This window comes from Salana multivorans, from assembly GCF_003751805.1.
GTDB lineage: Bacteria > Actinomycetota > Actinomycetes > Actinomycetales > Beutenbergiaceae > Salana > Salana multivorans.
In genome coordinates this window covers 308,577-333,305 of record NZ_RKHQ01000001.1, presented here as the reverse complement: position 1 = coordinate 333,305, position 24,729 = coordinate 308,577, and the positions used below count along the sequence as shown (strand labels likewise).

Annotated in this window: 25 protein-coding genes; 10 read left to right on the top strand and 15 right to left on the bottom strand. The window is 71.0% G+C overall.

Going from position 1 to position 24,729, the window contains the following annotated elements; all coding sequences use genetic code 11:
- Positions 1 to 3: 3 nt before the first annotated feature.
- On the top strand, positions 4 to 822 hold the full coding sequence (locus EDD28_RS01660; protein WP_123738048.1) for a biotin--[acetyl-CoA-carboxylase] ligase: 819 nt from the start codon (positions 4 to 6) through the stop codon (positions 820 to 822).
- 16 nt (positions 823 to 838) lie between these two features.
- Here EDD28_RS01660 and EDD28_RS17620 read toward each other — a convergent pair whose 3' ends face one another.
- On the bottom strand, positions 839 to 1,087 hold the full coding sequence (locus EDD28_RS17620; protein ID WP_211339086.1) for a type II toxin-antitoxin system VapC family toxin: 249 nt from the start codon (positions 1,085 to 1,087) through the stop codon (positions 839 to 841).
- A gap of 216 nt (positions 1,088 to 1,303) precedes the next feature.
- Between EDD28_RS17620 and EDD28_RS01650 the strand changes: the two genes are divergently transcribed.
- From EDD28_RS01650 to EDD28_RS01630, 5 genes are all read left to right on the top strand, one after another.
- Positions 1,304 to 2,365, top strand: a complete 1,062-nt coding sequence (locus tag EDD28_RS01650; protein WP_170169292.1) for an adenylate/guanylate cyclase domain-containing protein — start codon at positions 1,304 to 1,306, stop codon at positions 2,363 to 2,365.
- Between the two features lie 195 nt (positions 2,366 to 2,560).
- Entirely contained in the window at positions 2,561 to 2,767 is a 207-nt protein-coding gene (locus EDD28_RS01645) for a hypothetical protein (RefSeq protein ID WP_123738046.1), read from the top strand.
- An 82-nt stretch (positions 2,768 to 2,849) separates the two neighbouring features.
- Positions 2,850 to 3,533 (top strand): response regulator transcription factor, encoded by a 684-nt coding sequence (locus EDD28_RS01640; RefSeq protein WP_123738045.1) that lies wholly within the window; start codon positions 2,850 to 2,852, stop codon positions 3,531 to 3,533.
- Between the two features lie 29 nt (positions 3,534 to 3,562).
- Complete coding sequence (locus EDD28_RS01635) at positions 3,563 to 4,888, top strand: ATP-binding protein (protein WP_123738044.1); 1,326 nt, start codon at positions 3,563 to 3,565, stop codon at positions 4,886 to 4,888.
- A gap of 63 nt (positions 4,889 to 4,951) precedes the next feature.
- A complete protein-coding gene (locus EDD28_RS01630; RefSeq protein WP_211339085.1) occupies positions 4,952 to 5,566 on the top strand; it encodes a GtrA family protein in 615 nt (204 codons plus the stop codon).
- A gap of 33 nt (positions 5,567 to 5,599) precedes the next feature.
- Here the strand turns inward: EDD28_RS01630 and purE are convergent, their stop codons facing one another.
- Positions 5,600 to 6,151, bottom strand: a complete 552-nt coding sequence (gene purE / locus EDD28_RS01625) for a 5-(carboxyamino)imidazole ribonucleotide mutase (protein ID WP_123738043.1) — start codon at positions 6,149 to 6,151, stop codon at positions 5,600 to 5,602.
- Entirely contained in the window at positions 6,148 to 7,326 is a 1,179-nt protein-coding gene (locus tag EDD28_RS01620; protein ID WP_123738042.1) for a 5-(carboxyamino)imidazole ribonucleotide synthase, read from the bottom strand. The genes purE and EDD28_RS01620 overlap by 4 nt, the downstream gene beginning before the upstream one ends.
- A gap of 89 nt (positions 7,327 to 7,415) precedes the next feature.
- Here EDD28_RS01620 and manA point away from each other — a divergent pair, with 89 nt between their 5' ends.
- Positions 7,416 to 8,648, top strand: a complete 1,233-nt coding sequence (gene manA, locus EDD28_RS01615; protein ID WP_123738041.1) for a mannose-6-phosphate isomerase, class I — start codon at positions 7,416 to 7,418, stop codon at positions 8,646 to 8,648.
- Between the two features lie 5 nt (positions 8,649 to 8,653).
- Here the strand turns inward: manA and EDD28_RS01610 are convergent, their stop codons facing one another.
- From EDD28_RS01610 to tagD, 4 genes are all read right to left on the bottom strand, one after another.
- On the bottom strand, positions 8,654 to 10,108 hold the full coding sequence (locus EDD28_RS01610) for an LCP family protein (RefSeq protein ID WP_245967868.1): 1,455 nt from the start codon (positions 10,106 to 10,108) through the stop codon (positions 8,654 to 8,656).
- 76 nt (positions 10,109 to 10,184) lie between these two features.
- The gene (locus tag EDD28_RS01605; RefSeq protein ID WP_123738040.1) at positions 10,185 to 11,480 is read right to left on the bottom strand and encodes an LCP family protein; all 1,296 of its coding nucleotides are present in this window, start codon (positions 11,478 to 11,480) and stop codon (positions 10,185 to 10,187) included.
- A 106-nt stretch (positions 11,481 to 11,586) separates the two neighbouring features.
- Complete coding sequence (locus tag EDD28_RS01600) at positions 11,587 to 12,594, bottom strand: glycosyltransferase (protein WP_123738039.1); 1,008 nt, start codon at positions 12,592 to 12,594, stop codon at positions 11,587 to 11,589.
- Positions 12,595 to 12,669: 75 nt separating this feature from the next.
- The gene (tagD, locus tag EDD28_RS01595; protein ID WP_123738038.1) at positions 12,670 to 13,065 is read right to left on the bottom strand and encodes a glycerol-3-phosphate cytidylyltransferase; all 396 of its coding nucleotides are present in this window, start codon (positions 13,063 to 13,065) and stop codon (positions 12,670 to 12,672) included.
- Between the two features lie 111 nt (positions 13,066 to 13,176).
- Here tagD and glf point away from each other — a divergent pair, with 111 nt between their 5' ends.
- Genes glf through EDD28_RS17225 form a run of 3 tightly spaced genes read left to right on the top strand, consistent with a single transcriptional unit; the run spans position 13,177 to position 15,868 of the window.
- Positions 13,177 to 14,316 (top strand): UDP-galactopyranose mutase, encoded by a 1,140-nt coding sequence (glf, locus tag EDD28_RS01590; RefSeq protein WP_123738037.1) that lies wholly within the window; start codon positions 13,177 to 13,179, stop codon positions 14,314 to 14,316.
- A gap of 14 nt (positions 14,317 to 14,330) precedes the next feature.
- Complete coding sequence (locus tag EDD28_RS17230) at positions 14,331 to 15,149, top strand: NAD-dependent epimerase/dehydratase family protein (protein ID WP_170169314.1); 819 nt, start codon at positions 14,331 to 14,333, stop codon at positions 15,147 to 15,149.
- Positions 15,146 to 15,868, top strand: a complete 723-nt coding sequence (locus tag EDD28_RS17225; protein WP_170169313.1) for an IspD/TarI family cytidylyltransferase — start codon at positions 15,146 to 15,148, stop codon at positions 15,866 to 15,868. Before EDD28_RS17230 ends, EDD28_RS17225 begins: the two co-directional genes overlap by 4 nt.
- On the opposite strand, the gene EDD28_RS01575 is transcribed toward EDD28_RS17225, so the two are convergent.
- The 8 genes from EDD28_RS01575 to EDD28_RS01540 form a co-directional block, all read right to left on the bottom strand.
- Positions 15,852 to 16,148, bottom strand: coding sequence for a hypothetical protein (locus EDD28_RS01575; protein ID WP_123738035.1), 297 nt, complete (start codon positions 16,146 to 16,148; stop codon positions 15,852 to 15,854). The two genes, EDD28_RS17225 and EDD28_RS01575, sit on opposite strands and share 17 nt — an antisense overlap.
- Entirely contained in the window at positions 16,148 to 17,731 is a 1,584-nt protein-coding gene (locus tag EDD28_RS01570; protein ID WP_123738034.1) for a class I SAM-dependent methyltransferase, read from the bottom strand. Before EDD28_RS01570 ends, EDD28_RS01575 begins: the two co-directional genes overlap by 1 nt.
- A gap of 102 nt (positions 17,732 to 17,833) precedes the next feature.
- Positions 17,834 to 18,742, bottom strand: coding sequence for a glycosyltransferase (locus EDD28_RS01565; RefSeq protein WP_245967867.1), 909 nt, complete (start codon positions 18,740 to 18,742; stop codon positions 17,834 to 17,836).
- Between the two features lie 32 nt (positions 18,743 to 18,774).
- A complete protein-coding gene (locus EDD28_RS01560; protein WP_123738032.1) occupies positions 18,775 to 19,650 on the bottom strand; it encodes a glycosyltransferase family 2 protein in 876 nt (291 codons plus the stop codon).
- 70 nt (positions 19,651 to 19,720) lie between these two features.
- Positions 19,721 to 20,695 carry a glycosyltransferase gene (locus EDD28_RS01555; RefSeq protein WP_123738031.1) on the bottom strand — a complete coding sequence of 325 codons (975 nt, stop codon included), beginning with the start codon at positions 20,693 to 20,695 and terminating at the stop codon, positions 19,721 to 19,723.
- Positions 20,692 to 20,982, bottom strand: a complete 291-nt coding sequence (locus EDD28_RS01550) for a DUF6752 domain-containing protein (protein ID WP_123738030.1) — start codon at positions 20,980 to 20,982, stop codon at positions 20,692 to 20,694. The genes EDD28_RS01555 and EDD28_RS01550 overlap by 4 nt, the downstream gene beginning before the upstream one ends.
- Positions 20,979 to 22,562, bottom strand: coding sequence for a class I SAM-dependent methyltransferase (locus tag EDD28_RS01545; RefSeq protein ID WP_123738029.1), 1,584 nt, complete (start codon positions 22,560 to 22,562; stop codon positions 20,979 to 20,981). Before EDD28_RS01545 ends, EDD28_RS01550 begins: the two co-directional genes overlap by 4 nt.
- Before the next feature lie 180 nt (positions 22,563 to 22,742).
- The gene (locus tag EDD28_RS01540) at positions 22,743 to 24,647 is read right to left on the bottom strand and encodes a glycosyltransferase (protein WP_123738028.1); all 1,905 of its coding nucleotides are present in this window, start codon (positions 24,645 to 24,647) and stop codon (positions 22,743 to 22,745) included.
- Between the last annotated feature and the right edge of the window lie 82 nt (positions 24,648 to 24,729).

Genomic DNA, 24,729 nt, shown 5'->3' with positions numbered 1-24,729 from the left:
CGCATGGCTGATGAGGTTGGACTCGCCCGGCTCGTGGTCGTCGAGGAGAGCCCGTCGACGAACGACGAGCTCACCGCCCTGCGCGCCGCCGATCCCGCGGCGTGGCCGCACCTGTCCGCGCTCGTGGCGCGCCACCAGAGCGCGGGCCACGGCCGGCTCGGCCGGGGGTGGACGACACCCCCCGGGCAGGCGCTCACGATCTCCGTCGTGGTCGAGCCGGGGCCGCTGCCGCGCGAGGAGTGGCCGACGCTGTCGCTCGTCGCCGGGCTCGCGGCCGTGCGAGCGTGCGAGCGCGTCGTCCCCGGCGTCGACCTCGGGCTGAAGTGGCCGAACGACGTCGTCGTGGTCGACCCGAGCGCGGCCGACGACGCGGTCGCCCCGGGGTGGGTCGGCATCCGGAAGGTCGGCGGGATCCTCGCCCAGGCGCAGCCGGACGCCGTCATCCTCGGCGTCGGGATCAACGTGTGCCAGCGCGAGCTGCCCGTGCCGTGGGCGACGTCCCTTGCGCTCGCGGCCGGGCCGGTGGACGACGACGCCGGCGCTCCCTCCGCCCCGGATCCCCTGGCGCTCGCCGGGGCGCTCGGGGCGGAGCTGGCGCCGCTCGTCGAGCGCTGGCGCGCGGGTGGGTTCGCCGTCCTGCGCGAGGAGGTCGCGGCCCGCCTCGACACGCTCGGCCGACGCGTGTCGGTCGAGCTCGGGGGCGGGCGCACCCTCACGGGGATCGCCGAGGCGCTGGGGGCCGACGGCCGGCTCGTCGTCCGGGACGGCGGGACCCTGCACGACGTGGCGGCCGGCGACGTCGCGCACCTCCGCGCGGGCTGACCGGCGGCCGTTCCCCTCAGCTCCGCGCGCCGACCAGCGGGTTGACCACGCGCAGCCGGGGGAACCAGGTGAGGTCGCGATCGGCCGACCACAGCTCGGAGACCCCGTTTGCCAGGCAGAGTGCGGCGATGCGCGCGTCGTGGATGCGCGGGCCGACCACGCCCGGCGCGTCCGCCAGCAGGGCGGCGAGCACGTCGAGGTGGTCCGGCGTCTCGTGCAGGAAGGTCGTCGCGGGGAGCCGCCCGATCGCCTCGACCGCCGCCATGGCCTGCGCCGCTGTCGACGGTGGCTGATAGAGCCGTGGCCGCGTCACGACGGCGAGGAACTCGTGGACGCAGGGCCACGGGACGGCCCAGGGGGCGCTGCCCGACGCGAGCGCGTCGAGGGCCGCGAGCGCCTCGGCGTGGTGCGGGCCGTACCGTGATCGATTCCGTCCCCGACCGCACCTCGTGGTGGGACGCCCGTGACTAGGGTTTGGTCCGTGGCACAGGTCCGGGACGACGACGCGCGACCGAGCGCGCCCGTCCCCGACGAGCGCCCGACCCTCGCGCGGCAGACCGAGGTCCTGCTCGGGACGCTGCCGACGATGGACGCGTACGACGTCGCGCGCGAGGTCGGGACGAGCGCTGCGCGGGTGCTGCAGTTCTGGCGCGCGCTCGGCTTCGCCGGCGTGCCGGCGAGCTCCCGCGTCTTCGCCGGCTCCGACGTCGAGGCGCTGCGGGCCGCGCTCACCCTCGTCGAGAGGCTCGGCCTGTCCGACGACGCCCTGCGCACCCTCGTCCGCGGCGCCGCGCACTCCGCCGACCGGCTCGCCGTGTGGCAGCTCGAGGCACTCGTCGCCGATGCGGAGGAACGCTTCGAGCTCGACGACGTGTCGGCCCGCCTCGTCGTCGTCGACACGATCGGCGACACGATCGAGCCGCTGGAGCTGCTCGTCACGCACGCGTGGCGACGCCACCTGCTCTCGCTGCTCGACCGCACCGAACGCTCCGTCGCCCACCTCGGCAACCAGGCGACGGGTGACGAGCTGCCGCTGGAGCGCGCCATCGGGTTCTGCGACGTCGTCTCCTACACCTCGCGCACGCTCGACCTCGGTGCGTCGGACCTGGCCGAGCTCGTCGTGGCGTTCGAGGAGCGTGCGCGGGACGTCATCACCGAGGTCGGCGGTCGCGTCGTCAAGACCATGGGCGACGGCGTGCTGTTCGTCGCCGACGACCTCGCGACGGGGCTGCGCGCCGCGCTCGGGCTGTCGGAGACCTACCGCGAGGCGCCGGTCCCGCTCGAGGTGCACGGCGCGGTGACGTGGGGCCGGATCCTCCCGCGCAGCGGCGACGTGTTCGGGCCGTCGGTCAACCTCGCGGCGCGGCTGGCCGATCTCGCCGAGCCCGGGCAGCTCCTCACCGACGTCGCGACGTGGCAGCTCGTCGAGGGCTCGGCGCTCGTCGACCTGGTCGACGGCACGCTGCTCCCGCCCGCCGTCGCCGCCGGGATCGGGACGGTCGAGCCGGTGCTGCTGCGCCGCCGGGGGATCGCGGGGGCCTAGGCCGGGAAGCTGGCGCCGCTCGGACGGGCGCCGGTCGCGGCTCCGTGCGTCCGCGTCGTGGCGGGGCGACCGACCCGCGCGCGTGGAGCGAACAGCGACGGACGACGCGCTGGCACGGTCGTGCCCGTTCGAGGAGAATCGGTGCTGTCGTGGGCGACGTGCCCCGGTAGCCCGAGGTGTCCCCTAGGAGAACCGATGAAGAACCTGCAGGTCTGGGTTGCCGTGGGCGGTCTCGTCCTGACCGGGGTCCTCAGCTTCGTCCTCGACTGGGAGTGGTGGGTGCTGGCGATCGTCGCGTTTCCCCTGATCCTCGTCGCGCTGTTGCTCGCCGCCAGGAGCGAGCGCCGGCGAGCGAGCATCGACTCTCGCCCGGTGCGGCGTCTCGGAGAGCGAAGGTCCTGAGCCGGGCCGCATCTATACCGAATCGATAACGGACCTTGCACCGGAACGGACCGCAGCGAGCCGTCTGGTTTACCATGCAGGTGTGACCAAGGTGCTGCTCGCTGAAGATGACCCCGCGATCGCCGAGCCGCTCGCGCGCGCCCTGGCCCGCGAAGGGTACGAGGTCTCCGTCCACGGGACCGGCCGCGGAGCGATCGACGACGCGCACACGGCCGACCTGTTCGTCCTCGACCTCGGGCTGCCGGACATGGACGGGCTCGACGTCGCGCGCTGGATCCGCTCGCAGGCGATGTCGACCCCGATCCTCGTGCTGACGGCGCGGGCCGACGAGGTCGACCTCGTCGTCGGGCTCGACGCCGGAGCCGACGACTACGTGACGAAGCCGTTCCGGCTCGCCGAGCTGCTCGCCCGCGTCCGGGCGCTGCTGCGCCGCGCGGGCGTCGAGGGCGAGGAGTCCGACGAGCTCGTCGCGCAGAACGTGCGGGTCGACGTGTCGGCGCACCGCGCGTTCCAGGGCGAGCGCGAGCTCCAGCTCACCGCGAAGGAGTTCGACCTCCTGCGGGTGCTCGTCCGCGACGCCGGCTCGGTCGTCTCGCGCGAGGCGCTCATGCGCGAGGTGTGGGCGTCCGACCCGACGGGCTCGACCAAGACCCTCGACATGCACGTCTCGTGGCTGCGCCGCAAGCTCGGCGACGACGCGGGCGCCCCCCGCTACATCTCGACGGTGCGCGGCATGGGCTTCCGCTTCGAGGCGACCCCCGCCTAGCGGCCGGGTCCTAGCGGCCGGGTGGTGCGGTGCAACGGAGGTTTCTCACCGCGACGATCGCCGCGGTGGTCGTCGCGGTGCTGCTCGTCGGCGTGCCCGCCGCGATCCTCTCGGCCCTGACGGTCCGCTCCGGCATCGAGGCGAGCCTCGAGGTGCGTGCCCAGCTCGTCGCCCGCCTCGTCGAGCGACGCGTGGCCGTGCGCGACGTCGTGACGGAGGACCTCGTCGCCCCGCTCGTCTCGGAGGGCAACCAGCTCCCCATCCGCATCGAGGTGACGGAGCCGCGCGGCAACGTCGTGATCGTCGGGCCCGACATGCCCGAGGGGCGCACCGTCACCCGTGAGATCAACACGACCTCCGGCGCCAACGTCCTCGTCTCGATCAGCGGGGACGAGCTCGCGTGGCGGATGGCCCAGGCGATCCTGCTGGTCACGGGCATGTCCGTCGTCGCGATCTTCGTCGCCGTCGGGCTCGCCCGCTGGCAGGCCCGACGGCTCGCCGCGCCGCTGCTCCTGCTCGCGGCCTCGGCCGAGCAGCTCGGCTCCGGCCAGGTTCGGCCGCGGATGGCCGACACCGGCATCGAGGAGATCGACCTCGTGGCGGCCGAGCTCGGCCGCACCTCCGACCGGCTCGCCGCGCGGCTGGCGGCCGAGCGCCAGTTCTCCTCCGACGCCTCCCACCAGCTCCGCACGCCGCTCACCGCGCTGTCGATGCGGCTCGAGGAGATCCAGCTCCTCTCCGAGCAGGAGGACGTGCGCGAGGAGGCCCGGATCAGCCTCGAGCAGGTGGAACGCCTCGTCGGCGTCGTCGACGACCTCCTGTCCCGCTCGCGCAAGGCAGCCGGCGGGACGACGGGGGTGGTGGCGCTCGCGGAGGTGTTCGCGCAGCAGGAGGAGGAGTGGGGGCCGAGCTACGGCAAGGCCGGCCGCTCGCTCGTGTTCTCCCCGGCCGGGTCGACGGCCGTCCTCGCGACGCCCGGCGCGCTGGCGCAGGTGCTCGCGACGCTGCTGGAGAACTCCCTCAAGTACGGCGACGGCACGACGCGGGTCTCCGTGCGACCGACGACCTCGCGCGAGTCCGTCGTCATCGAGGTGAGCGACGAGGGGGCTGGCGTCGCGCCGGAGCTGGCGCCGCGGATCTTCGAGCGGTCGGTGTCGGGCGGGAAGAGCACGGGGCTCGGCCTCGCGCTCGCGCGCGACCTCGTCGCGAGCGACGGCGGCAAGCTCGAGCTCGTCCAGGCCGTCCCGGCGGTCTTCCAGATCTTCCTCTCGGCCGCGCCCGGTGCGCTCGACCCGGCGCGCGTCCTTCCGCCCGGGGCGCTCGTGGCGGTCGGCCGCCGCCGGCGGCGGCCGTGAGCGTGGCGAACGGGTCGCGGACGACGCGACGGCAGCCGTGACGCGCCCGTAGTCTTGACCGCGATGTCGATGACAACCGATGCCGGCCCCGAGATCCCGCTCGAGCCGGTCGAGCCAGCGGGCTCCCCGCGGGCACCGCAGCGCCGGCGGCGCCGGATCGGGCTGCTGCTGCGTCAGGCGGTCATGTTCGGACTCGTCGGGGGCGCCGGCGTCGTCGTCAACATGGCGGTGGCGATCGGGCTCAACGCCCTCAACGGCGGGCCGGCGAACGCGCAGCAGATCCTGTTCCCGATCCCGGGGACGGACTTCAACGTCCGGTTCACCTCGCTCGTGTGGATCGTCGCGTTCCTCGTCGCGAACCTCTTCAACTTCCAGCTCAACCGGTCGTGGACGTTCCGCGAGATCGGACCGGACGCGCCGCTCGCCGGGGCGTGGTGGTCGGAGTTCTGGCGGTTCCTGCTCGTCGGCAGCGTCGCGGCGTTCGTCGGCCTGTTCATCAAGATCGCGCTGACGAACCCGTCCTCGCCGATCTACCTGCCCTCGCCCTGGTTCCACGAGGACATGGGGCTGCACTCGCGGGAGTACTGGGCGCAGCTCATCACCATCGTCGTGACGATGCCGATCAACTTCCTCGTGAACAAGTTCTGGACGTTCCGCCGCGGGGGGCCGGCGGCCTAGGCCGCGGCGCATCGGCGCGCCCCCGGCGCGTCGTCAGCCGGCGGAGAACCCCGTCGTCTGCCTGCGGGAGGCGCGCAGCGAGGCGCCCTTGGCGTGGGCGACGCGGCCCAGCTCGGCCTGGAACTCCTCCATCCGCCCGCGCAGCCGCGCGGCCTCGTCACCCGCGCCGGACGCGAGGATCCGGGCGGCCAGCAGCCCGGCGTTGCGCGCCCCGCCGATCGAGACGGTCGCGACGGGGACGCCGGCGGGCATCTGCACGATCGACAGGAGCGAGTCCATCCCGTCGAGGTAGCGCAGCGGGACGGGCACCCCGATGACGGGCAGCGGCGTGACCGACGCGAGCATGCCGGGCAGGTGGGCCGCGCCGCCGGCCCCGGCGATGATGACCCGCAGGCCGCGCGCGGCGGCACCGCGCCCGTACTCGATCATCTCGGTCGGCATGCGGTGGGCCGAGACGACGTCGACCTCGACGGGCACCCCGAACTCGGCGAGCGCGTCGGCGGCGGCCTCCATGGTGGGCCAGTCGGAGTCCGACCCCATGACGATCCCGACCAGCGGGGCGGTGTTCTCGGACGGTGCGCTCATGACTCGGCCTTCCCGGAGAGGATCTCGATCGCGCGTGCCGCCTGCGCGCGCAGGACGTCCAGGTCGTCCCCGACGACGGTGACGTGACCGAGCTTGCGCCCGGGCCGCACCTCCTTGCCGTACAGGTGGACCTTGGCGGCGGGCAGCTCGGCGAGCAGCGTCGCGTAGGACGACGACGGCTCGGCCAGCTCGGACCCCAGAAGGTTCGCCATGACTGCCCACGGCGCCCGCTGGGCGGTCTCGCCAAGGGGCAGGTCGAGCACGGCCCGCAGGTGCTGCTCGAACTGCGAGGTCACGTGGGCGTCGATCGTGACGTGGCCCGAGTTGTGCGGGCGCATGGCGAGCTCGTTGACGAGCAGGCGATCGGGCTCGCCCTCGGACTCGACGAGGAACATCTCGACCGCCAGCACGCCGGTGACGCCGAGCCCCTCCGCGACGAGCCGCGCGATCCCCTCGGCCTGGCGCGCGGTGGTGGGGTTGAGGTCCGGCGCGGGGGACAGGACCTCGGCGCACACGCCCCCGCGCTGGATGGTCTCCACGACGGGCCACGTGCGCAGCTCGCCGTTCGGACGCCGCGCGACGAGGGCCGCGAGCTCGCGCGTGAACGGCACGCGCTCCTCGAGGAGCAGGGGGTGGTCGGCGTCGAGCTCGAACGGGAGCCCCGCGCCGCCCGCCGGACCGCCCGCCGAGACGTCCGCGCGCTCGACGAGTGCGACGCCCTTGCCGTCGTAGCCACCCCGCGGCGTCTTGACGACGACGGGCCAGCCGACCTCGTCGCCGAACTCCGCGACGTCGCTCGCCGAGTGCGCGACCCGCCACCGGGGGCACGGCACGCCCAGCTCGGTGAGCCGACGGCGCATGACGAGCTTGTCCTGCGCGTGGACGAGCGCCTCCGGCCCGGGCTCGACCGGGTGACCGTCGGCGCGCAGCTCCGCGAGGGCAGCGTTGGGCACGTGCTCGTGCTCGAAGGTGAGGACGTCGGCCTCGTGCGCCAGCGCCGTCAGGGCCGCGACGTCGTCGGCCCGACCGACGCGCGCGTCGGGGACGACCTGCGCGGTCGAGGAGGTGGGCGACTCGACGAGGGCGACGAGCCGGACCTGGAGTCCGATCGCCGCCTGCTGCATCATCCGGGCGAGCTGACCGCCGCCGACGACGGCGACCGTGGGCTGGGGCATCCCACGAGCCTACCGACGCCTTCGGGTGCGGGCGCGTTCGTCCCGCCACCCGTCCTCCGTCGCGGCCGGCGGCTCGGTAGGGTCGAGGGATGCTCCTGCTCTCGCCCGCGACGATGCCCTACGACTGGGGCTCGCCGACCGCGATCCCCGACTTCCTGGGGCTGACGGCCGACGGGTCGCCCGTCGCGGAAGCATGGTTCGGAGCCCACCCCGTCGCGCCCTCGCTCGTCACGGGCATCGTCGACGACACGGATGCGACGGACCATGCCGCCGTCATCGTCGAGGGCACGCACCGACACCTCGGGGAGGTCATCGCGGCCGATCCGGTGCGCATGCTGGGGGAGGACGTCGCCGAGCGGTTCGGGAGCGGGCTGCCGTTCCTGCTCAAGGTGGTGGCGCCGGCGCGGCCGCTGTCGCTGCAGGTGCATCCCTCGGCTGAGCAGGCGGCGCTCGGGTTCGTGCGCGAGGAGCGCTCCGGCAAGCCGATCGACGCGCCCGACCGCACGTACCGGGATGCCAACCACAAGCCGGAGATGCTGCTCGCGCTGACCGAGTTCGAGGCCCTGAGCGGCTTCCGGACGGCCCGCCGCGCGCTCCAGGTCCTGGCCGGGCTGGACGTGCCGCTGGTGACCAAGGCCGTCGAGCGCGTGCGGCACGGCTCCTCGGCCGAGGGGATGCGCTCGGCGCTGGAGTACCTGCTGCTGGGAGCCCGCGACCGTGACCACGACGTCGACGCCGTCGTCGCGCTCCTGCGTCAGCGCCTGGCGGCGGGGGAGAGCCCCTCGGAGCACTCCGATCGTGTGGCGCTGGCCCTCGCCGAGGCCTTCCCGGGCGACCGCGGCGTCGTGGCCTCGCTGCTGCTCAACCCGGTCACGCTCAAGCCGGGCGAGGTCATGTTCGTGCCCGCCGGCTGCGTGCACGCCTACGTGTCCGGGTTCGGCGTCGAGGCGATGGCGAGCTCCGACAACGTGGTGCGGGCCGGTCTCACCCCCAAGCACGTGGACGCGCGCGCGCTCATGGGCATCGTCGACGTCCGCCCCGCCCCGCCGATGCGCGTGGCGCCCGAGCGGGTCGACGACGGCATCGAGATGTACTACGCCCCCGTCGAGGACTTCGAGCTGGCCGTCATCGAGACGGACGGCGCCCCGGTGCATCTCGGGCACCCCGGCCCGCGCATCCTGCTCGTGCTCGACGGGTCGCTCGAGGTCTCGACGCCGGACGAGCGGGTCTTGCTGGAGCGCGGCCGGGCCGTCTTCATCACGGCGGGGGAGGATGTGGTCCTCGGCGGCTCGGGTCGCGCCGTCGGCGTGTCCGTCCCCTGAGGCCGTCAGCCCTCGGCGTCCTTCGCCTTCGGGAGCGTCCCGTCGAGGATCTGCTGCCACATGAGGGCCGAGCCGTCCGGGTCGAGCAGGATCGTCGAGCCGATCCCGTCGCCGCGGTAGTCGTAGTCGGCGATCGGCGGGGTGCCCTGGTAGCCGTTCGGGCCGGTCGCGTCGCGGAAGGTCAGCGCCATCTTCCCCAGGTCGATGATGCCGGTCCCGGTGCTCGTGACGAGCGACCCGGTGACGGCGTTGACCAGCTTGACCTGCGTCCCCGGCACGAGGACGTCCGTGCCCTTGACCTCGCTCATGACCGCCTGGATCACCATGCGCTGGCGGAGCTGACGGCCGATGTCGCCCGTCGGGTCGGCCTTGCGCATCCGCGCGAAGGCGAGCGCCTGGGCGCCGTCGACGTCATGACAGCCGGGCGTCCACTCCATGCCGGACTCCGGGTCGTGCACCTCGGTGTCCCAGCACAGGTTGATGCCGCCGACGGCGTCGACGACGTTCTCCACGCCCAGCATCCCGATCTCCACGTAGTGGTCGACCGTGATCCCGGTCAGCCCCTCGACCGCCGAGACGAGCCCCTCCGGGCCGCCGTAGACGTAGGCCGCGTTGAGCTTCACCTTCCCCTGGCCGGGGTAGTCGATCGGGACGTCTCGGGGGAGCGAGATCAGCGAGGGCGTTCCGCTCGCGGGAGCCGTCAGCAGCATGATCGTGTCGGTCCGGGCGCCCGTGACGTCGGGCTGGTCGCCGACCGAGCCGTCGTCGCGGGAGTCGGACCCGGCGAGCAGGTAGGTCGTGCCCGGGGTCGGGGCGCGGTCCGTGAGCGCGTCGACGTGCTGGATCTTCCCGTTCGCCCACACCACGAGCCCGATCGGCCAGGCCAGGAGCAGCACGAGGACGACGAGGATGCCGACGACGATCCGGCGCCGCCGGTAGACGGCCCGGCTGCGCGACGGTGGACGGGCACTCGGTCGCGGGGCACCGCCCGGAGGGCGCCCGGGGCCGCCGGGGCCGCCGGGGCCGCCGGGCCTGCTGGAGCCTGCCGAACCACCGACGCGGACCGGGCGGGCGCCCGAGGCCGGCGGCGTCCCCATCGGCACCGCGCGGGTCGCGCCGAGTGCCGGGTCGGTCCGCGATCGGCCGGACGCTCCGCTGCCCCGCACGGGGATCGGCCGCGCCGCGGTCTCGTCGAGGCCGGCGCTCGGGTCGACGTCCGGCGCGGTCCGGGGCGGACGGGCGGCCGGACGACGCGCGGGTGCTCCGGGAGTCGCGCCGGAGCGCGGGGGTGCCGCCGCGCTCCGGGGAACGCGACGGGGGGCTGGCGACGCGCCGTCCGACGTCGTCCGTCCGGGGCTGGGCGCGGCAGCCGGGCGCGCGCGCTCGGTCCGCGGGGGGACGGGATCGATCCTGCGGCCGCTGCCGGGTTCGAACGACGGCGGGATCACGTCGTCGGGCATGGTGCTCCTTCGGCGGTCGGCGCTACGCGGCCCACGGTAGGTGCCGACGTGGGAGCGCGAGCGGTAGGCGCGCGGGTCAGCAGGCCGGTTCGGTGAGGCCCGTCTTGAGGTCCCACGGGTCGGTGGGCGTCTCGGTCGGCTCGGTCGTCGACGTGTCCGCGGTCTCGTCCGCGGTGGCGTCCTCGGCAGGGGCCGTTCCGTCGGGCGCGGCCGAAGTGGTGCCGTCCGTGGCCGTGGCAGCCGTCGCGCCGGTGCTGGCCGGCGGCTCGTAGGCGGAGTTGACGGGAATGCCGTTCCGGAGGCGGTCCCACAGGACCTCCGCCTCGGCGCTCGCGACGAGGCGGTTCTTGTTCTGCGAGTACTCCTCGGTCGGCATGGTCACGAACGTCACCCCCTCGGCGCCGATCGGTGCGAGGACGTTCGCGAGCCCGGCCAGCTGCATCGGGTTGCTGAGTCCCTGGCTCGTCGTCAGCGAGGAGGTGACGGCGTCGAGGAACTGGACCAGCTGGAACGAGTCCGTCACGAGGTTCTTCGACAGCACCTGGCGGACGATCGCGGCGAGCAGCTCCTGCTGGTGACCGATGCGCTTGATGTCCGAGCCGTCGTCGCGGCCCTTGCGCATCCGGGCGAAGCCGAGGGCCTGCTCGCCGTTGAGCGTCTGGTAGCCGGGCTGGAGGTCGATCACCGCGTCGGCGTTCTTGAGCGGCTCGGTGATGCACATCGGGACGCCACCGATCGTGTCGACCACGCGCTTGAAACCCGAGAAGTCGACCACGGCGTAGTCGTCGATCGTGAGACCCGTCATCTTCTCCACGGTGAGCAGCGTGCAGAGCGCTCCAAGCCCGAGGTCGCCCTCCCAGGCGCCGGTCATGAACGCCGCGTTGAACATCTCCATGTCCTGCTCGTAGCTCGTCTTCGAGCCGTCGGCATTCATCGGGCAGGAGGGGATGTCCGTGAGGAGGTCACGCGGGATCGAGACAGCCTCGACGCGCGAGCGGTCCGCCGGGATGTGCAGCAGGATCGTGGTGTCCGCGCGCGCCCCCTCGATGTCGGTGCCATCGGCGTTCTCACCCGCTCGCGTGTCCGTGCCCATGAGCAGGATGTTGATCTCCTGGCCGGCGCGCGGGTCGGTCGGGGTGGGGTCGGGTGTGTCCGTGTCCGACGGCGTGGGCGTCGGCGTCGTGGTGCGGAAGTCGTCCACCGAGTAGTCGGAGGAGATGTTGCCCATGAGCTCGGAGTAGAGCGCGTACGCACCGGTCCCGGCGAACAGGAGGGCACCCGCGACGACGCACGCGATCGCCCGCAGGACGTGGCGACGCGGCAGCCTCCGGGCGTGCCGGAAGGACTTGCGGGGGGCGGGTTGTCTGGCCATCCCGACGATCGTAGGTGGCGGGAGCGCGGGCGTGAGGGCGGTCGCGCGCTCGACCTGTGAAAGGTGTGTGCGCGTTGGCCGGCGAGGTCGGGGTGAGTCGAGGCGCCTACTCCACCGGCAGCGGGGGCATCGGCCGCCAGGTCGTGTCGGCGGCGACCTCGCGAGCGTCCCGCAGGCCCCGCCAGAGATTCTTCGCCCCGGCGATGGACCGGCGCTCCACCGCGACGAGCCGGATCAGCTCCTTGCAGAAGGTCGCGGCCGTGCCCGCGGCGAACAGGAGCGGGCTGTAGGCACCGTAGGCCCGATAGTACTGCTTGATGTAGCCGCGGTTACGCATGATGTAGTAGCGGTACGCGTCGCTCGACGCCCGCAGGTTGCGCACCCCGAGGTTGACCATCTTGATGTCGCGCGTGCGGCGCAGGATGAAGTCCTCGACGGCCACCGACCGCGTGATCCGCGACGCCAGCCAGCCGTACACCTGGTCGTCCCAGTAGATGAAGAACCGGGGGTCCGGCAGGCCGATCCGCTGGACGATGCTGCGATGGACGAACATTCCCTCGAAGCAGCCGGAGTTCATGGGCTTGTAGCCGCTGGCGTCGAACTTGCTCGGCGCGAACGGGATCGGGATGCCCATCCGCGGCGCGATGCGGTACTGCCAGTAGAACGGTGAGCCGTCGTAGTCGTAGCGACGCCCCTGGATGCTCCTGAACCGGGGGGTCCACCGTCCGAGCAGGGCGAGTGCGTCGGGGATGACCTCGACGTCGTCGTCCATGAGCCAGATCCACTCGGCGCCGAGGCCGTAGGCCGTCTCCATCCCGGCGCTGAAGCCGCCGGAGCCGCCGGTGTTGGTGTCGAGGCGGCGGTAGACCAGCTCGGTCCCGGCGGCGGCGAGGCGCTCGCGGTAGGACTCGACCACGTCCGTGGTGTCGTCGTCGGAGGCGTTGTCGATGACGACGATGCGTCCGGGCTTCGGCTCCATCGCGCAGATCGACGTCAGCAGCGTCGTGAGCAGGTGACTCCGGTTGTACGTGACGACGACGATCGCGACGCTCGCGGGGTCGAAGGGGTCGGGCTGCGTTCGAGGACCACGCGTGGCGGGGCTGTCGTCAGGCACGGATCGAGTATCCCACCGGCGGTGGTTCCACGGGTCGGGGTCGGGCCGCGCGGGGTCGGGACGTGTCAGGACGGGTCACGGGAGCGGGTCGGTGAGGTCGTTCTTGATCTGTGTCGTCGAGATCTCGGGCGTGCGGGGGAGGTAGACGATCTCGGCGAGGTGGCCGAAGTGGTCGAACTTGCCGGCCCAGTCGTCGCCCATGACGAGCTTGTCGGCCCGATAGCTCACGATGTCCTCGGCCTTCTGTTCCCAGGTGACCTCGGGAATCACCAGGTCGACGTAACGGATCGCCTCGAGCATCCCCCTGCGCTCCTCGTAGGAGAAGTAGGCCTTCTTGCCCTTGCCGGCGTTGAACTCGTCGGTCGACAGCGCCACGATGAGGTAGTCGCCCTCCGCCTTTGCCCGACGCAGCAGGTTGATGTGCCCGTAGTGCAGCAGATCGAACGTCCCGTAGGTGATGACCCTCTTCATGCCGTGCCCTCCGTCGCAGGGGTTCCGTCGCGTGGTTCCGCACGACGGAGCCACGGCCTCGACGGTACCCTTGACCGCTGACGGTCGTCGCTCCCAAGCCGAAGGAACATCGTGAACGCTGATCTCGTCGTGGTCGGTTCGGGCCTGTTCGGTCTCACCGTTGCCGAGCAGATGGCCCAGCGAGGTCGGAAGGTCCTGATCGTCGATCGGCGGCACCACATCGGAGGGAACGCATACTCCGAGGCAGAGCCGGAGACCGGCATCGAGGTCCACCGGTACGGGGCACACCTGTTCCACACGTCGAACGAGCGGGTCTGGGAGTACGTCAACCGGTTCACGGCGTTCACGCCGTACGTGCACCGCGTGTACACGACGCACCGCGGCGAGGTGTTCCCGATGCCGATCAACCTCGGCACGATCAACCAGTTCTTCCGGTCGGCGCACGGACCGGAGGCAGCGCGCGAGCTGATCCGCGAGCAGGCGGCCGAGCTGGGCGGCAGGACCCCGGAGAACCTCGACGAGCAGGGGGTCAACCTCATCGGTCGCCCGCTGTACGAGGCGTTCATCCGTGACTACACCGCCAAGCAGTGGCAGACCGACCCGCGAGAGCTCCCGGCGTCGATCATCTCCCGCCTCCCCGTGCGGTACACGTACGACAACCGCTACTTCAACGACACGCACGAGGGCCTGCCCGTCGACGGGTACACGGCCTGGCTCGAGCGCATGGCGGACCATCCGAACATCGAGGTGCGCCTCGACACGGACTTCTTCGACACGGCCCAGCCGGTCAACAAGGCGGCCGTCGTCGGCCAGGTGCCCGTGGTCTACACGGGCCCGGTCGACCGCTACTTCGACTACGCGGAGGGCGAGCTGTCCTGGCGCACGCTCGACTTCGAGGAGGAGGTCCTCCCGATCGGGGACTTCCAGGGCACGAGCGTGATGAACTACGCCGACTCCGACGTCCCCTACACGCGCATCCACGAGTTCCGGCACTTCCACCCCGAGCGGGACTACCCGACCGACAAGACGGTCATCATGCGCGAGTTCTCCCGCTTCGCCACGCGCACCGACGAGCCGTACTACCCGGTGAACACGCCGGCCGACCGCGCCGGTCTGCTGCGCTACCGCGAGCTGACCGAGGCCGAGCCGCAGGTCTACTTCGGCGGGCGGCTCGGCACGTACCAGTACCTCGACATGCACATGGCGATCGGTGCCGCGCTGTCGATGGTGGACAACAAGCTCACCGACTGAGCAGCGGGAGCGTCGTGCGCACGGCACTGGTCGGTCATACGGGATTCGTTGGCTCGAACATCGCCGCGGCGCACGATTTCGACGACCTCTACAACTCGAGGAACCTCGAGGAGATCGCCGGGCGTCGCTACGACCTCGTGGTCAGTGCCGCCGCCCGCGCGGACTCCCACCGGATCAACCAGAACGAGGATCTCGACCGCGCAGAGATCGAGGGCATCGCGGCCGCGATCTCGAGCGCGCGGATCGAGCGGTTGGTGCTGATCTCCAGCGTGTGCGTCTATCCCGGAGGTGGCAGTCCCGACGAGTCGACGCCGCTGGCCGGGGAAGCCCTCACCCCGTACGGCCGCAACCGGCTGCTCCTCGAGCGGCTTCTCGCATCGCGGTTCCCGGCGACCATCGTGCGGCTGCCCCAGCTCTTCGGTCGGAACATGAGGAAGGGGATCGTCAACGATCTCCTTCGCGATCACCGGGTCGAGCACATCGACCCGGACGGCGAGTTCCAGTACTACGACCTCGGCCGGCTGTGGTCGGACATCGAGCTCGCCCTCGCCAACGAGCTGGCCTCGCTCAACCTGGCCACGCCGCCCCTCCCGAGCTGGCGGGTCGCCGCCGAGGTGTTCGGTCGAGACATCCGCGGTCAGCGTCCGCCGGAGCCCCCGTCGCGCTACGCGACGATGTACACCCGGGACATGCGGACGCGGCACAGCGACCTCGTCGGCGGACCGACGGGCTACGTCGCCTCCGAACGGCAGGTCCTGGACGACCTCCGGCGTTTCGTGCGGTGCCGGACGGCCGACGCCTCGGACGCGGTGCGCCCGGGAGGTGTCTCGTGATCGGCACGCACCGCGTGTCCGCCATCGTCACGTGTGCCGGGAGGGCGACCCGGTTCGGCAGCAACAAGCTGCTGGTTCCGATCGACGGTGTGAGCGTCCTGGAGCGCACGGTCCGGCAGGTCGTGCACCCGCTCATCGACGAGGTGGTCGTCACGGTGAACGCCGACTTCCGGGGCGTCTACCGGAAGATCCTGGTCGAGGACGCCGGCCTCCCGGTGACGCTCGTCGACGGCGGTTCCGAGCGTTTCGTCTCCGCGTGGAACGGGCTGGCGGCGACCACCGGAGACATCGTCCTGGTGCACGACGGGGTACGGCCCTTCGTGCGCTCCGAGCACATCGAGAGGGTGCTCGAGGCCGGGGTGTCCGAGGGTGCCGCCATGCTCGGCATCCCCACCGTCGTCCAGCTCAAGCTCGTGGACGACGACGAGTACGTCACCGGCTCGCTCGACCGAGCGCACTCGTGGCTCGGGCAGACACCCCAGGTGTTCCGGCGCGACCTGCTGGAGCACGCGTACCGTGCGGCCCTGCGGTCCGAGTACCGCCGGGTCAGCGACGACGCCGACCTGGTCGCCGAGTTCACCGGTCACCGGGTGCGCATCGTCCTGGGGGACGACGACAACATCAAGATCACGACGCGCAACGACCTGGCCCTGGCCGAGGTGATCCAGCGTCGTCGCTCCGGCAGCGGCGCCGGGGCGGACGTCAGCTCCCAGCCGTGACCGCGGACCCGTCCTCGAGCCCGCGGACCACCGCGTACAGCTCGACGTAGCGGCGCTGGTCCCGGCGGAGCAGATCGAGGTCGTCCTGCTGACGCCCGAGCGAGGCCGACAGCTCGGTGACCTCCGTCCGCAGCGCGGCGAGCTCGGCCCGGAGCGTGACGATCTCCTCGGCCAGCCCTTCCAGCGCCTGCGCGTGCTGCGGCACGGTGTCCAGCGCCGCGACTGGACCGGGCGCGATGCGCCGGGCGATGCGGCGAAGCAGCTCTCTCATCGAACCCATCACTCCATCCTCCTGAGGTTTGTCGGCTCGGGCTCATCGAGGTCCGCCGAGGAGAGGCGGAGGATCATCGTGGCCTCCAGCCGGTGGCCCGAGGCGTGCGGGACACGGCGCGTGCCGGTGACCTCGACGCTGAGGCCGGCCGCTCCAGCCTCCTCCCGCACCCACTGCTCGCGCATGTGCCACGTCGACGGGTCCGGCCGGTCGAAGTTCTCGGCGAAGTCCGTGAACACCGTGAGCAGCGCGCACGTCTGCGGCCCGAGCAGGCCGGCGATCGTCGCGAAGGCGGTGATCCTGCCGTCCTTCGGGATCGTGTGCAAGGTCTCTCTGCTGAAGACCCACCAGGGCCCACGTCCGCGCATGCGCCGGACGAACCGTGCGGCGTCGTATCCGTCGTTGAGGTTGAGGTAGGCGAACGTGGCGTCGGTGCGCGAGGCACCTCGAGCGAGCGCGAGCGCCTCGATGCTGTAGTCGACCCCGACGACGTCGAGGCCGCTCTCCGCGAGTGCGTCGGTCAGGCGTCCGTCACCGCACCCGAGATCGACGACGGGTGCTCCGCGCGGTGCCATCCGACAGAGCTCGGCGACGGTCGCGAGACCGTCCTCGCTCTCGTCCCGGTCTCGTCGCGCGCCGTAGTGCAGCTCCCAGAAGAGGCGATTGGCGTTGTAGGTCCCGAACGTCATGCGGAAGAAGCGCTGGATGTGCCGCGGTGTCTCGAACCGGAACGACGGATCGGGAACCAGCCATCGCGGGCCGTACGCGAACTCGAGCCAGGCCTCGGGACGCGCGGGGGCGGGATACTCGTGACCCGACACGCTCAACGTCGTCGGCGGGAGGATGGCCTCGGGAGGAAGATCACCGGCGAGCGCGAAGGGCTGGTAGTAGACGCCGTCGCGGTGCCAGCCCGTGAAGATGTCGACGTGGTGGTCGCCACGTCGGTCGGGACCGAGGAACGTCACCTGGATGTGGGTCTGGCTGTGGCGCACGACGAAGTACCCCGCCTCCTCCAGCAGGTCCTGCATGCGGTAGCTGCCGAGCGCGAGACCGATCGGGTCGGAGACCGGGCTGAGCCACGCCAGGTCCACGTCGTCGTCGAACGGCAACAGCTCGCCGCTGCGCAGGGCGCCGAGAAGGGTTCCGCCCACGATGTAGGGCTGGTATCCCCACCGGAGGAGGTTCTCGACCAGACGGTCCGAGCTCGTGAGCAGGCGGTGCGTGAGCTCGGGATCCTGACCCTCGAACGAGACACCCAGCTGATCCCACTTGCTCACCTGGAGCCAGCGGCCCGCCGGGTCCACGACACGCACCCGACCTCCGCCGGGGAACGTGACGGTCCCCTCGGCGAGCAGCTCGCCGTCGGAGGATCGGCGTACGGTGACGTCCGCGGTCCCGCGCAGGTGGGGTTCGAGTGCTGGATGCCACGGGAGGAGGTGCGGGGCTCCGACCTCGTCGGGCAGCCTCGCCGACCAGACGCGGTGGCCCTCGAACCAGACGTCGACGACCTCGGTGCTCGAGCAGTCCCCGTCGATCGTGAGCCCCCGGTCGGTGATCGACACCCGGGGCAGGGAGGCGGAGAGGCTGGACACGGTCTTCTCTCCGATCGCGCTGGGGAGGAGGCCTTCCTGAGCTCGTCAGCGAGTGGGTCGGGGCCTCGTTCAGCGACAGTAGCCGAGTTCGCTGGTCCGTGCTCAGGCCACGCGCTCGGCCGCCGGGTTGAACCGGACGGCCGCGAGCAGCTGCCGGGTGATCCGGCGACGCAGCCGCCAGGAGACCCGCCCGCGGTGCATGAGGATCTCGACGCGGGCGCAGAACCGCAGGTACGCCAGGAGCGACCCGTGGTGCAGGTGGAACGAGGCCTCGTTGCGTGCTCCGTAGGCGAACTTCCAGACGTTCGACTCGTCGATCTTCGAGAAGTCGGGCGGCAGGTTGGTGGGGGTGTCGTGGAGGACCTTGCTGTCCAGGATGCACACGCCCGGTCCGACCCCGACGCTCGCGAGCCGCGCGTAGGCGGCGTCGTCGAACCAGATGAAGTACTCCCGGAAGGGGAGGCCGATGCGCTCGACGGTCTCGCGGGTGTACAGCGCCGACACGAACGAGCAGGTCTGCACCAGGGCGGAGCGCTGCCCCTTCGCCCACAGCGTCGCCCACTTCCAGTCCGGTGCGGCGATGTTCATCTCGGCGATCTCGTCGTCGCGGTAGAGGACGAGCGAGCAGGCGAAGGCGACGCCACCGGGCATGGTGCGCTGGGCCTCGGCGTGTCCGTCCACGAGCTTGTCCAGCGCCTCGGGCTCCGGGTAGCAGTCGTCGTCCATCAGCCAGAACAGGTCGGCCCCGAGCTCGTACGCGCGCTTCATGCCCGTCGCGAAGCCACCGGCACCGCCGGTGTTCTCCTCCAGCCGGATGATCTCCAGCGCCGAGGTCCCGAGCGCGTCCTCGGCGAGGCCGGCGAGGTACTCCTTCGTCCCGTCGTTCGACGCGTTGTCGACGACGACGACCCAGGCCGGTGGTGCGGTCTGGGAGCGTAGCCGGTCGAGGACGGTGATGAGCTTGTCGTGCCGGTTGTACGTCACGACGACGGCGGCGACTCGCTGGGTCACGGTGGAACCTTCCGTTGTAGGCGGCTGCGACGTCATCGACGACGGCCGAGGCGCAGGAGCGTTCGCCCTCGGTCGCGGACGCGATGGAGCACGCGGCGGACCGTCTCCTGGAGCGAGTAGTACCTGGCGGTCTCCTCGATGTAGCCGGCGAGGAACAGCAGGCCACCGATCCCGTTGCGCTCGATGTAGTCGCGCAGCTCGCGGTCGCGCACGTGCCGGTCGAAGAACAGATGGTGGTCGGCGCCGCCGAAGATGCTGTTCGACGCGGTCCCCTCGGCGCGCCGCCGCTGGTGCCAGAACGCGAGCGGCTTGCTCCCCACGAAGACGACCCGCCCGTGCTGGAGCAGCCGGAGGTTGAACTCCCAGTCGCCGACCGCCTTGAGCACCGGGTCGTAGAGCCCGATCTCGTCGTAGACGCGACGCCGCACGAGCAGGGAGATCGGGACGACACGGTTGGTCCTGAGCAGGTCGAAGAGCGAGACGACCTCGCCCGGCGGGACGAAGGGCTCACGCCTGATCTCCGTCGCCGACGTCCCGTCGAAGTCCTCGTGGACGATCTCGGTCCGGGCGGCCGCTGCGACGGCCTCCTCGTCCGCGTCCAGCGCGGCGACCATCTCCTCCAGGAAGGTGGGCGCCCACGTGTCGTCGTCGTCGTGCACGACGACGAAGTCGCCCCGGGCGCGCTCGACACCGAGGTTCGCGGCGGCCTCCATCGAGCCGCTGCCGCCGTCGACGTGGACGACCTCGACGCGCCCGTCGAAGGCCGTCTCGCGCTCGGTCAGGAGGACGTCGACCGGCTGCCGGGCCCCCCCGTCGTTCACGACGACCAGATGCCAGGCCGCGAGGGTCTGGGCCAGGACGTCGTCCAGCGCGCGCCGGAGCAGGGGAGCCCTGTCCTTCGTGCGCATGACGATCGTGACGCGTTCGGCGTCACGGCGTCGGGCGGGTGCAACGCGTTCACGAGGTTCCGGCACGGCGTCAGCCTAGTCCGGCCTCGGCCTCGACGATGGCCTCGTCCCACGGCAGACGGTCACGGACCTGTCGCGGCTGGGGGTTGAACGTCTTCCCCTCGGCGAGCGCCTCGCGCATGGTCTCCTGCAGGTGCTCCGGCAGGTTGGCCCGCGCCATCCGGTCCTGCACGCGCGTCGCGTACTCCTGGTAGCTCGGCTCACCCTCGTGGTGCCAGCGGTAGGAGGCCTGGTTGCGGGCGCCGTAGCGGAACTTCCACAGGTCCGAGTCCGTGATGCGGCCGTAGTCGACGCCGCGGTTGACGCCCATGTCGTGCACGACGCGCGAGTCGAGCACCTGCAGCCCCGGCCCGAACCGGCGCGTCGCCCGCTTGGTGTACTCCTTGTCGTCGAACCAGATGAAGTACTCCACCAGCGGCAGACCGATCGTCTCGACGACGTCGGCCGGGAAGAGGACCGAGACGAACGTGCACTCGCGGACGCGGACGGCGTTGAACCCCGCGAGCAGCGGTCGCGGCCAGTCCCAGGTGGTGACGGCCTCGTTCATCTCGCACAGCGCCCCGTCGACGGCCTGCACGAGCGAGCAGGAGAAGGGCACCCGCGCCCCGGTGTGCGCCTCGACCGCGCGATGCTCCTCGAGCAGCCGTCGAAGCGCTGGCGGCTCCGGGTAGCAGTCGTCGTCCATGATCCAGAACCAGTCGAACCCGAGCCGCCACCCCTCCTGGAGACCGGCCGCGAATCCTCCCGCGCCCCCCACGTTCTCCGGGAGCTCGAGCACGATCACGTCGCCGTCCTCGGCGATCGACGCGAGGAGCTCTGCCGTGTCGTCCGTCGACGCGTTGTTGACCACGATGATCGCGTCCGGTCGCACCTCGGAGGCGCGCAGCGCCGCGATCGTCCGCTCCAGCTTCCGACGCCTGTTGAAGGTGACGACGACGGCGGCGACCGAGCCGTGCTCCGGCGGGGCCTCGGGGGAGGGACTCACGGCTGCTCGGGGTTCGTGCCGCTCAGGCGCTGCTCGACGATGTCCGTGAGCTCGGCGATCCGCAGCGCGTCGCCGCGGCACTCGTTCAGCTCGGCGCGCAGCTCCGCGACCTCGGCGCGCAGCTCCGCGAGCGCCTCCACGAGCATGAACACGGTCTCGTTCTGGAGCGACTCCTCCAGCCGGCGGACTCGCTGGTGGCTCGCGGGCAGGTGACCGCGCAGCTCCACGGCGCGATCGAGGGCGCGGGGCGAGATGCTGCGCAGCGTTTCGACGATGGAGTGCTTCATCGTGCCGTCTCCTTCGGGAGGTGAGGGTTGGCCGGCTGTCGGCTCGTCATCGGGACCACCTCAAACATGACGGTTCCGCGAGCGCGATCTCTGGGTGTCTCGCGCAGCGGACGGATGCCACTGACAGTGAGGCCCAGGTCCGCGAGCTCCTTCTTGAGCGCACCGACTTCCAGGTGCCACGTCACCGCCTCGGTCCGGTCGAAGTCGGGGCCGATCTGCGTGTCGAGAGCGACCACCACCTGGGATCCGGAACGCACATAGGTCTGCAGAAGACGGAGCACTGTTCGGCGCAGGTGGCTCCCAGTGCGCTCCAGAAGATGGCTGACCAGGACGTGTCGTGGCTCAGCCGTCTCCCGGATCAGCAGCGACAGTTCCGCTGTATTGCGATGTTCGGCCAGGTTGAGACGTCGCCAGTCGACCTCGACGCCACGCTCGCGGGCGAGGGCCGTCGCTCGTTGCAGTGCGGCGGGAGAGTAGTCGACGGCCACGGTCGGGTGGCCCAGGTCCGCGAGGTGGACCGCGTTCGCCCCGGAGCCACAACCTATATCGAGGACCGGAGCTCCCGGCGGGATGACGCAGTGGAGCCGATCAGCTGCGCGTACGTCGTGGTCGGCCGGAGTTGGGCCGTCGCCGTAACGCCCTTCCCAGTAGTCGCGCAGGAAGTTGAACCACCCGAACCACGACATGAACCGCCGCTTCGTTGAGCCCGGCGTCCGCAGCACGTATCCAGGCAGCGGTGTGCGCCAGTTATGGTCGTAGTTCAGGGTCAGCCAGTCCTCGGGAACCGCCGGGGCGGGATAGGTCCGCCCCTCCAGCGTGACCGCGGAGAACGGCAGCATGCTGCTCTCGTCCATCGGGCCGCGCACGTGGAAGGGCTGGTTGATGATCCCCTCCGGCTTGAAAAAGGCCGTGAACAGGTCGACATAGGCGTCGACCGTCCCGTCCTCGTGGCGCCACGTCAGCTGAAGATGCGCGGCCGAATGGCGGACGACCTCAATGCCCATAGCGACCAGCTCGCGCTCGATCGCGAAGCTCTCGAGTGCGAGATCGCTCGGGTGGGTGTGGTGTGAGAGGTAGGCGAGATCCGCGTCGTCGTCGTGCCCGAGGATCTTCCCCTCGCGGACGGCGCCGAGCAGCGTCCCCCCGACGACGAACGGGCTCAGGTCACGTGCCTCGCAGAAGGCGACGAGCTCGTCCAGTCGGTCCAGCACCCGAGTCCGGAGCGTGTTCTCGCTGCCCTCGAACGACTTGCCGAGGCGTCCCCACTTGTTGATCGCCAGGTGCCGGTTACCGGAGTCGAGCACCTCGATCGGGTCGCTGCTTGTGCCGAGAGCCACGTCTGCGGACGCGAGGAGCTCGCCAGTGGCCGAGTCGCGCAGCTCGATCTGAGCGACGCCGTCGAGATAGGGCCTCAGTGGCGCCGGCCACGTCCAGCATCCATCGGCGTACCCCTCGGAGCTCACGAGGTCGATCGACCATGTTCGATGTCCGTTGATCATGACGTCGACCGATGCGCGACCCCGCAGGCACGTCGTATCGACGACGACTCGCTCGACTGTGACGTCCAGACTCTGAGGCATGGGGAAGCGCGGCTCCTTGGTGTGCGATCGGATCAGTCTATCGACACCTCGGCGTTGGCTAGCATTCGGTCGTGACCACCACGAGTCGGGAGCGTGAACGGGCGACGGCGATCCGGTGGTGTTCTGGCCGCGTGTTCCCTCCGCCGATGCTCGTCGGAAGGACCGTGATGAGACTTCGGGTCAGAGCCCGATCGTCCGGCGCCAGGTCGTCTCGCTCGTCAGCCCGCCCTCTGCTGCTCGGTACTCGGCCTGCAGCTCCGGCCACCGACGCCGCAGCTCGAGGCTGAGACGAGCCGCCTCCACCAGCTGCCTGATCATGAGCTTACGGCTGCGACGCAACCAGAAGTAGGCCTGGTTGTCGGCAGTGGGCACGAGGACGGAGTCGAAGTGCGGCGTACGCCACCACTCGCCGTACCGATGGGCGAAGCTCGCCTGGGGCGAAGTGCCCTTCGCAGCCCGGGCCGGCGTCAGCAGCGAGCGGACGAGTGTCCTGGCGGCGAAGGCAATGAAACCGAGTCCCCGTGGCTCGCCCTCCATCGTCGTCGCGGCACCGAGGGTGGTGCCCTCGATCGAAGGACTTGGGAGATCGGCGGGATCGTGGCGCACCATGTCCGCGTACGTTGCGGCCTCCGCGCGTATGTCGGCGATGACGGTGCCGATGCCCTCATGAAGAGTGTGCGGGCCGTGGAGGATCTCGCGGAGTGCCCGCAATCGGATAGCGGTCGTTCCATACTGCATCGCGAGCGTCCGGCGCACGAGCCAGCGGAACTCGAGTGCTGACAACGGGCTTCCGAGCCCCTGGCGGCCGTGCAGCAGCGCCACGACAAGGCGGTTCCGCGCGTGAAAGTAGGACTGCCAGTCGAGCGTGTCGTCCTTGTCGAGCCACGTGACGTGCCAGATCCACGCACCCGGCAGGCTCACGGTCGGCACACCGTGCTCAGCGGCTCGCAAGCCGTACTCGGTGTCGTCCCACTTGAGGAACAGCGGGAGCGAGTAGCCGATCTCCTTCAACGTCGACACCGGAATGAGGCACATCCACCAGCCGTTGAAGTCACCTTCGATGCGCTTGTGCAACCACGGGGTCTCCAGCAGTGACCGGCGGGAGAAGTCGTGCTTTCTGTGGCTCTGAGGCGCTGGCGCCCATACGAACGTCTGAGGATCGACCCACTCTGCGAACGCGTGCAGCACAGCGGGTCGGTTGAGGTCGAACATCTGACCTCCCACGATCACCGGCGTGCGCGCGAAGCGGGAGAACGTGATGGCACGCCGGATCCCCTCGGGATCGAGCCGAACATCATCGTCGAGGAGAAGGGCGTTCTCGGTGCCCTCGCGGTGCACAGCCTCGATCATTCCTCGGGTAAAACCGCCGGAGCCACCGAGGTTCCCCTGGCGCACGACCCTGAGTCTCTCGCCGAGGCCGGACGCCACCTCGTCGAATCCTGCGGCGTCCGTCAGGAGGTCGGTGCCCTGGTCCACGACGACGACCTGCGTCACAAGCTCGAGTAGGTCGGCTGAATCAGCCAGCCGCCGGAGCGAGGACATGCACCAGGTCGGCTTGTTGTGAGTCGTGATGCCGATGCTTGTCAGCCCGGTTCGGAGCGGCTCTGACGGGGTGGTCCAAGCGCCTGAACGCAGCGTTAGGCGCTCGGCGCCCGCCTGTAGCTCGAACCAGATCCAACCGCCATCTTGACATTGTCCGAGAGGGATCTCGATCTCGACCCGACCGCCTGTTGGTACCGGAACATAGCTGATCCCGAACCGCTGCCCCTCGTGATCCGAGCGGTAGACGGAGATCGTGCCGCTCCCTTCGAGGTCGAGCTCGAGGGTGACGTGCTCAACCACCGTGTAGGCGCGCCAGTAGGAAGCGGGGAAGGCGTTGACGTAGGTACCGAAGCCAGCCTCGATCCCGGGCTCGAGTGTGAGCAGGTGATCGGCCCCGAGGGTGATCGGCCGGCCGTCTCCCGCCGCGGGTTCGGTCTGGCCGTCGCCCCACGGGGACACCTTCGTCCACGGCGACTGGACGTAGAGGGGCAGCGCCTCGGAGTTGTCGGGGCTCGGCATGACGACACGCTGGAGGAGGGACATCGATTCCTTCTGGCGATGGGGGCGGAGCGCAGTGGGCGCGACTCCACAGGCTATCAACCCGGCAACGGCGATGGTTGCGTGC

Bases quoted from the DNA above. Each gene is read 5' to 3' on its own strand.
- EDD28_RS01660 (WP_123738048.1), top strand. From the start codon at position 4: ATGGCTGATGAGGTTGGACTCGCCCGGCTCGTGGTCGTCGAGGAGAGC.
- EDD28_RS17620 (WP_211339086.1), bottom strand. From the start codon at position 1,087: ATGGCGGCGGTCGAGGCGATCGGGCGGCTCCCCGCGACGACCTTCCTG.
- EDD28_RS01645 (WP_123738046.1), top strand. From the start codon at position 2,561: ATGAAGAACCTGCAGGTCTGGGTTGCCGTGGGCGGTCTCGTCCTGACC.
- EDD28_RS01630 (WP_211339085.1), top strand. From the start codon at position 4,952: ATGTCGATGACAACCGATGCCGGCCCCGAGATCCCGCTCGAGCCGGTC.
- purE (WP_123738043.1), bottom strand. From the start codon at position 6,151: ATGAGCGCACCGTCCGAGAACACCGCCCCGCTGGTCGGGATCGTCATG.
- EDD28_RS01620 (WP_123738042.1), bottom strand. From the start codon at position 7,326: ATGCCCCAGCCCACGGTCGCCGTCGTCGGCGGCGGTCAGCTCGCCCGG.
- manA (WP_123738041.1), top strand. From the start codon at position 7,416: ATGCTCCTGCTCTCGCCCGCGACGATGCCCTACGACTGGGGCTCGCCG.
- EDD28_RS01610 (WP_245967868.1), bottom strand. From the start codon at position 10,108: ATGCCCGACGACGTGATCCCGCCGTCGTTCGAACCCGGCAGCGGCCGC.
- EDD28_RS01605 (WP_123738040.1), bottom strand. From the start codon at position 11,480: ATGGCCAGACAACCCGCCCCCCGCAAGTCCTTCCGGCACGCCCGGAGG.
- tagD (WP_123738038.1), bottom strand. From the start codon at position 13,065: ATGAAGAGGGTCATCACCTACGGGACGTTCGATCTGCTGCACTACGGG.
- EDD28_RS01575 (WP_123738035.1), bottom strand. From the start codon at position 16,148: ATGGGTTCGATGAGAGAGCTGCTTCGCCGCATCGCCCGGCGCATCGCG.
- EDD28_RS01560 (WP_123738032.1), bottom strand. From the start codon at position 19,650: ATGCGCACGAAGGACAGGGCTCCCCTGCTCCGGCGCGCGCTGGACGAC.
- EDD28_RS01550 (WP_123738030.1), bottom strand. From the start codon at position 20,982: ATGAAGCACTCCATCGTCGAAACGCTGCGCAGCATCTCGCCCCGCGCC.
- EDD28_RS01545 (WP_123738029.1), bottom strand. From the start codon at position 22,562: ATGCCTCAGAGTCTGGACGTCACAGTCGAGCGAGTCGTCGTCGATACG.
- EDD28_RS01540 (WP_123738028.1), bottom strand. From the start codon at position 24,647: ATGTCCCTCCTCCAGCGTGTCGTCATGCCGAGCCCCGACAACTCCGAG.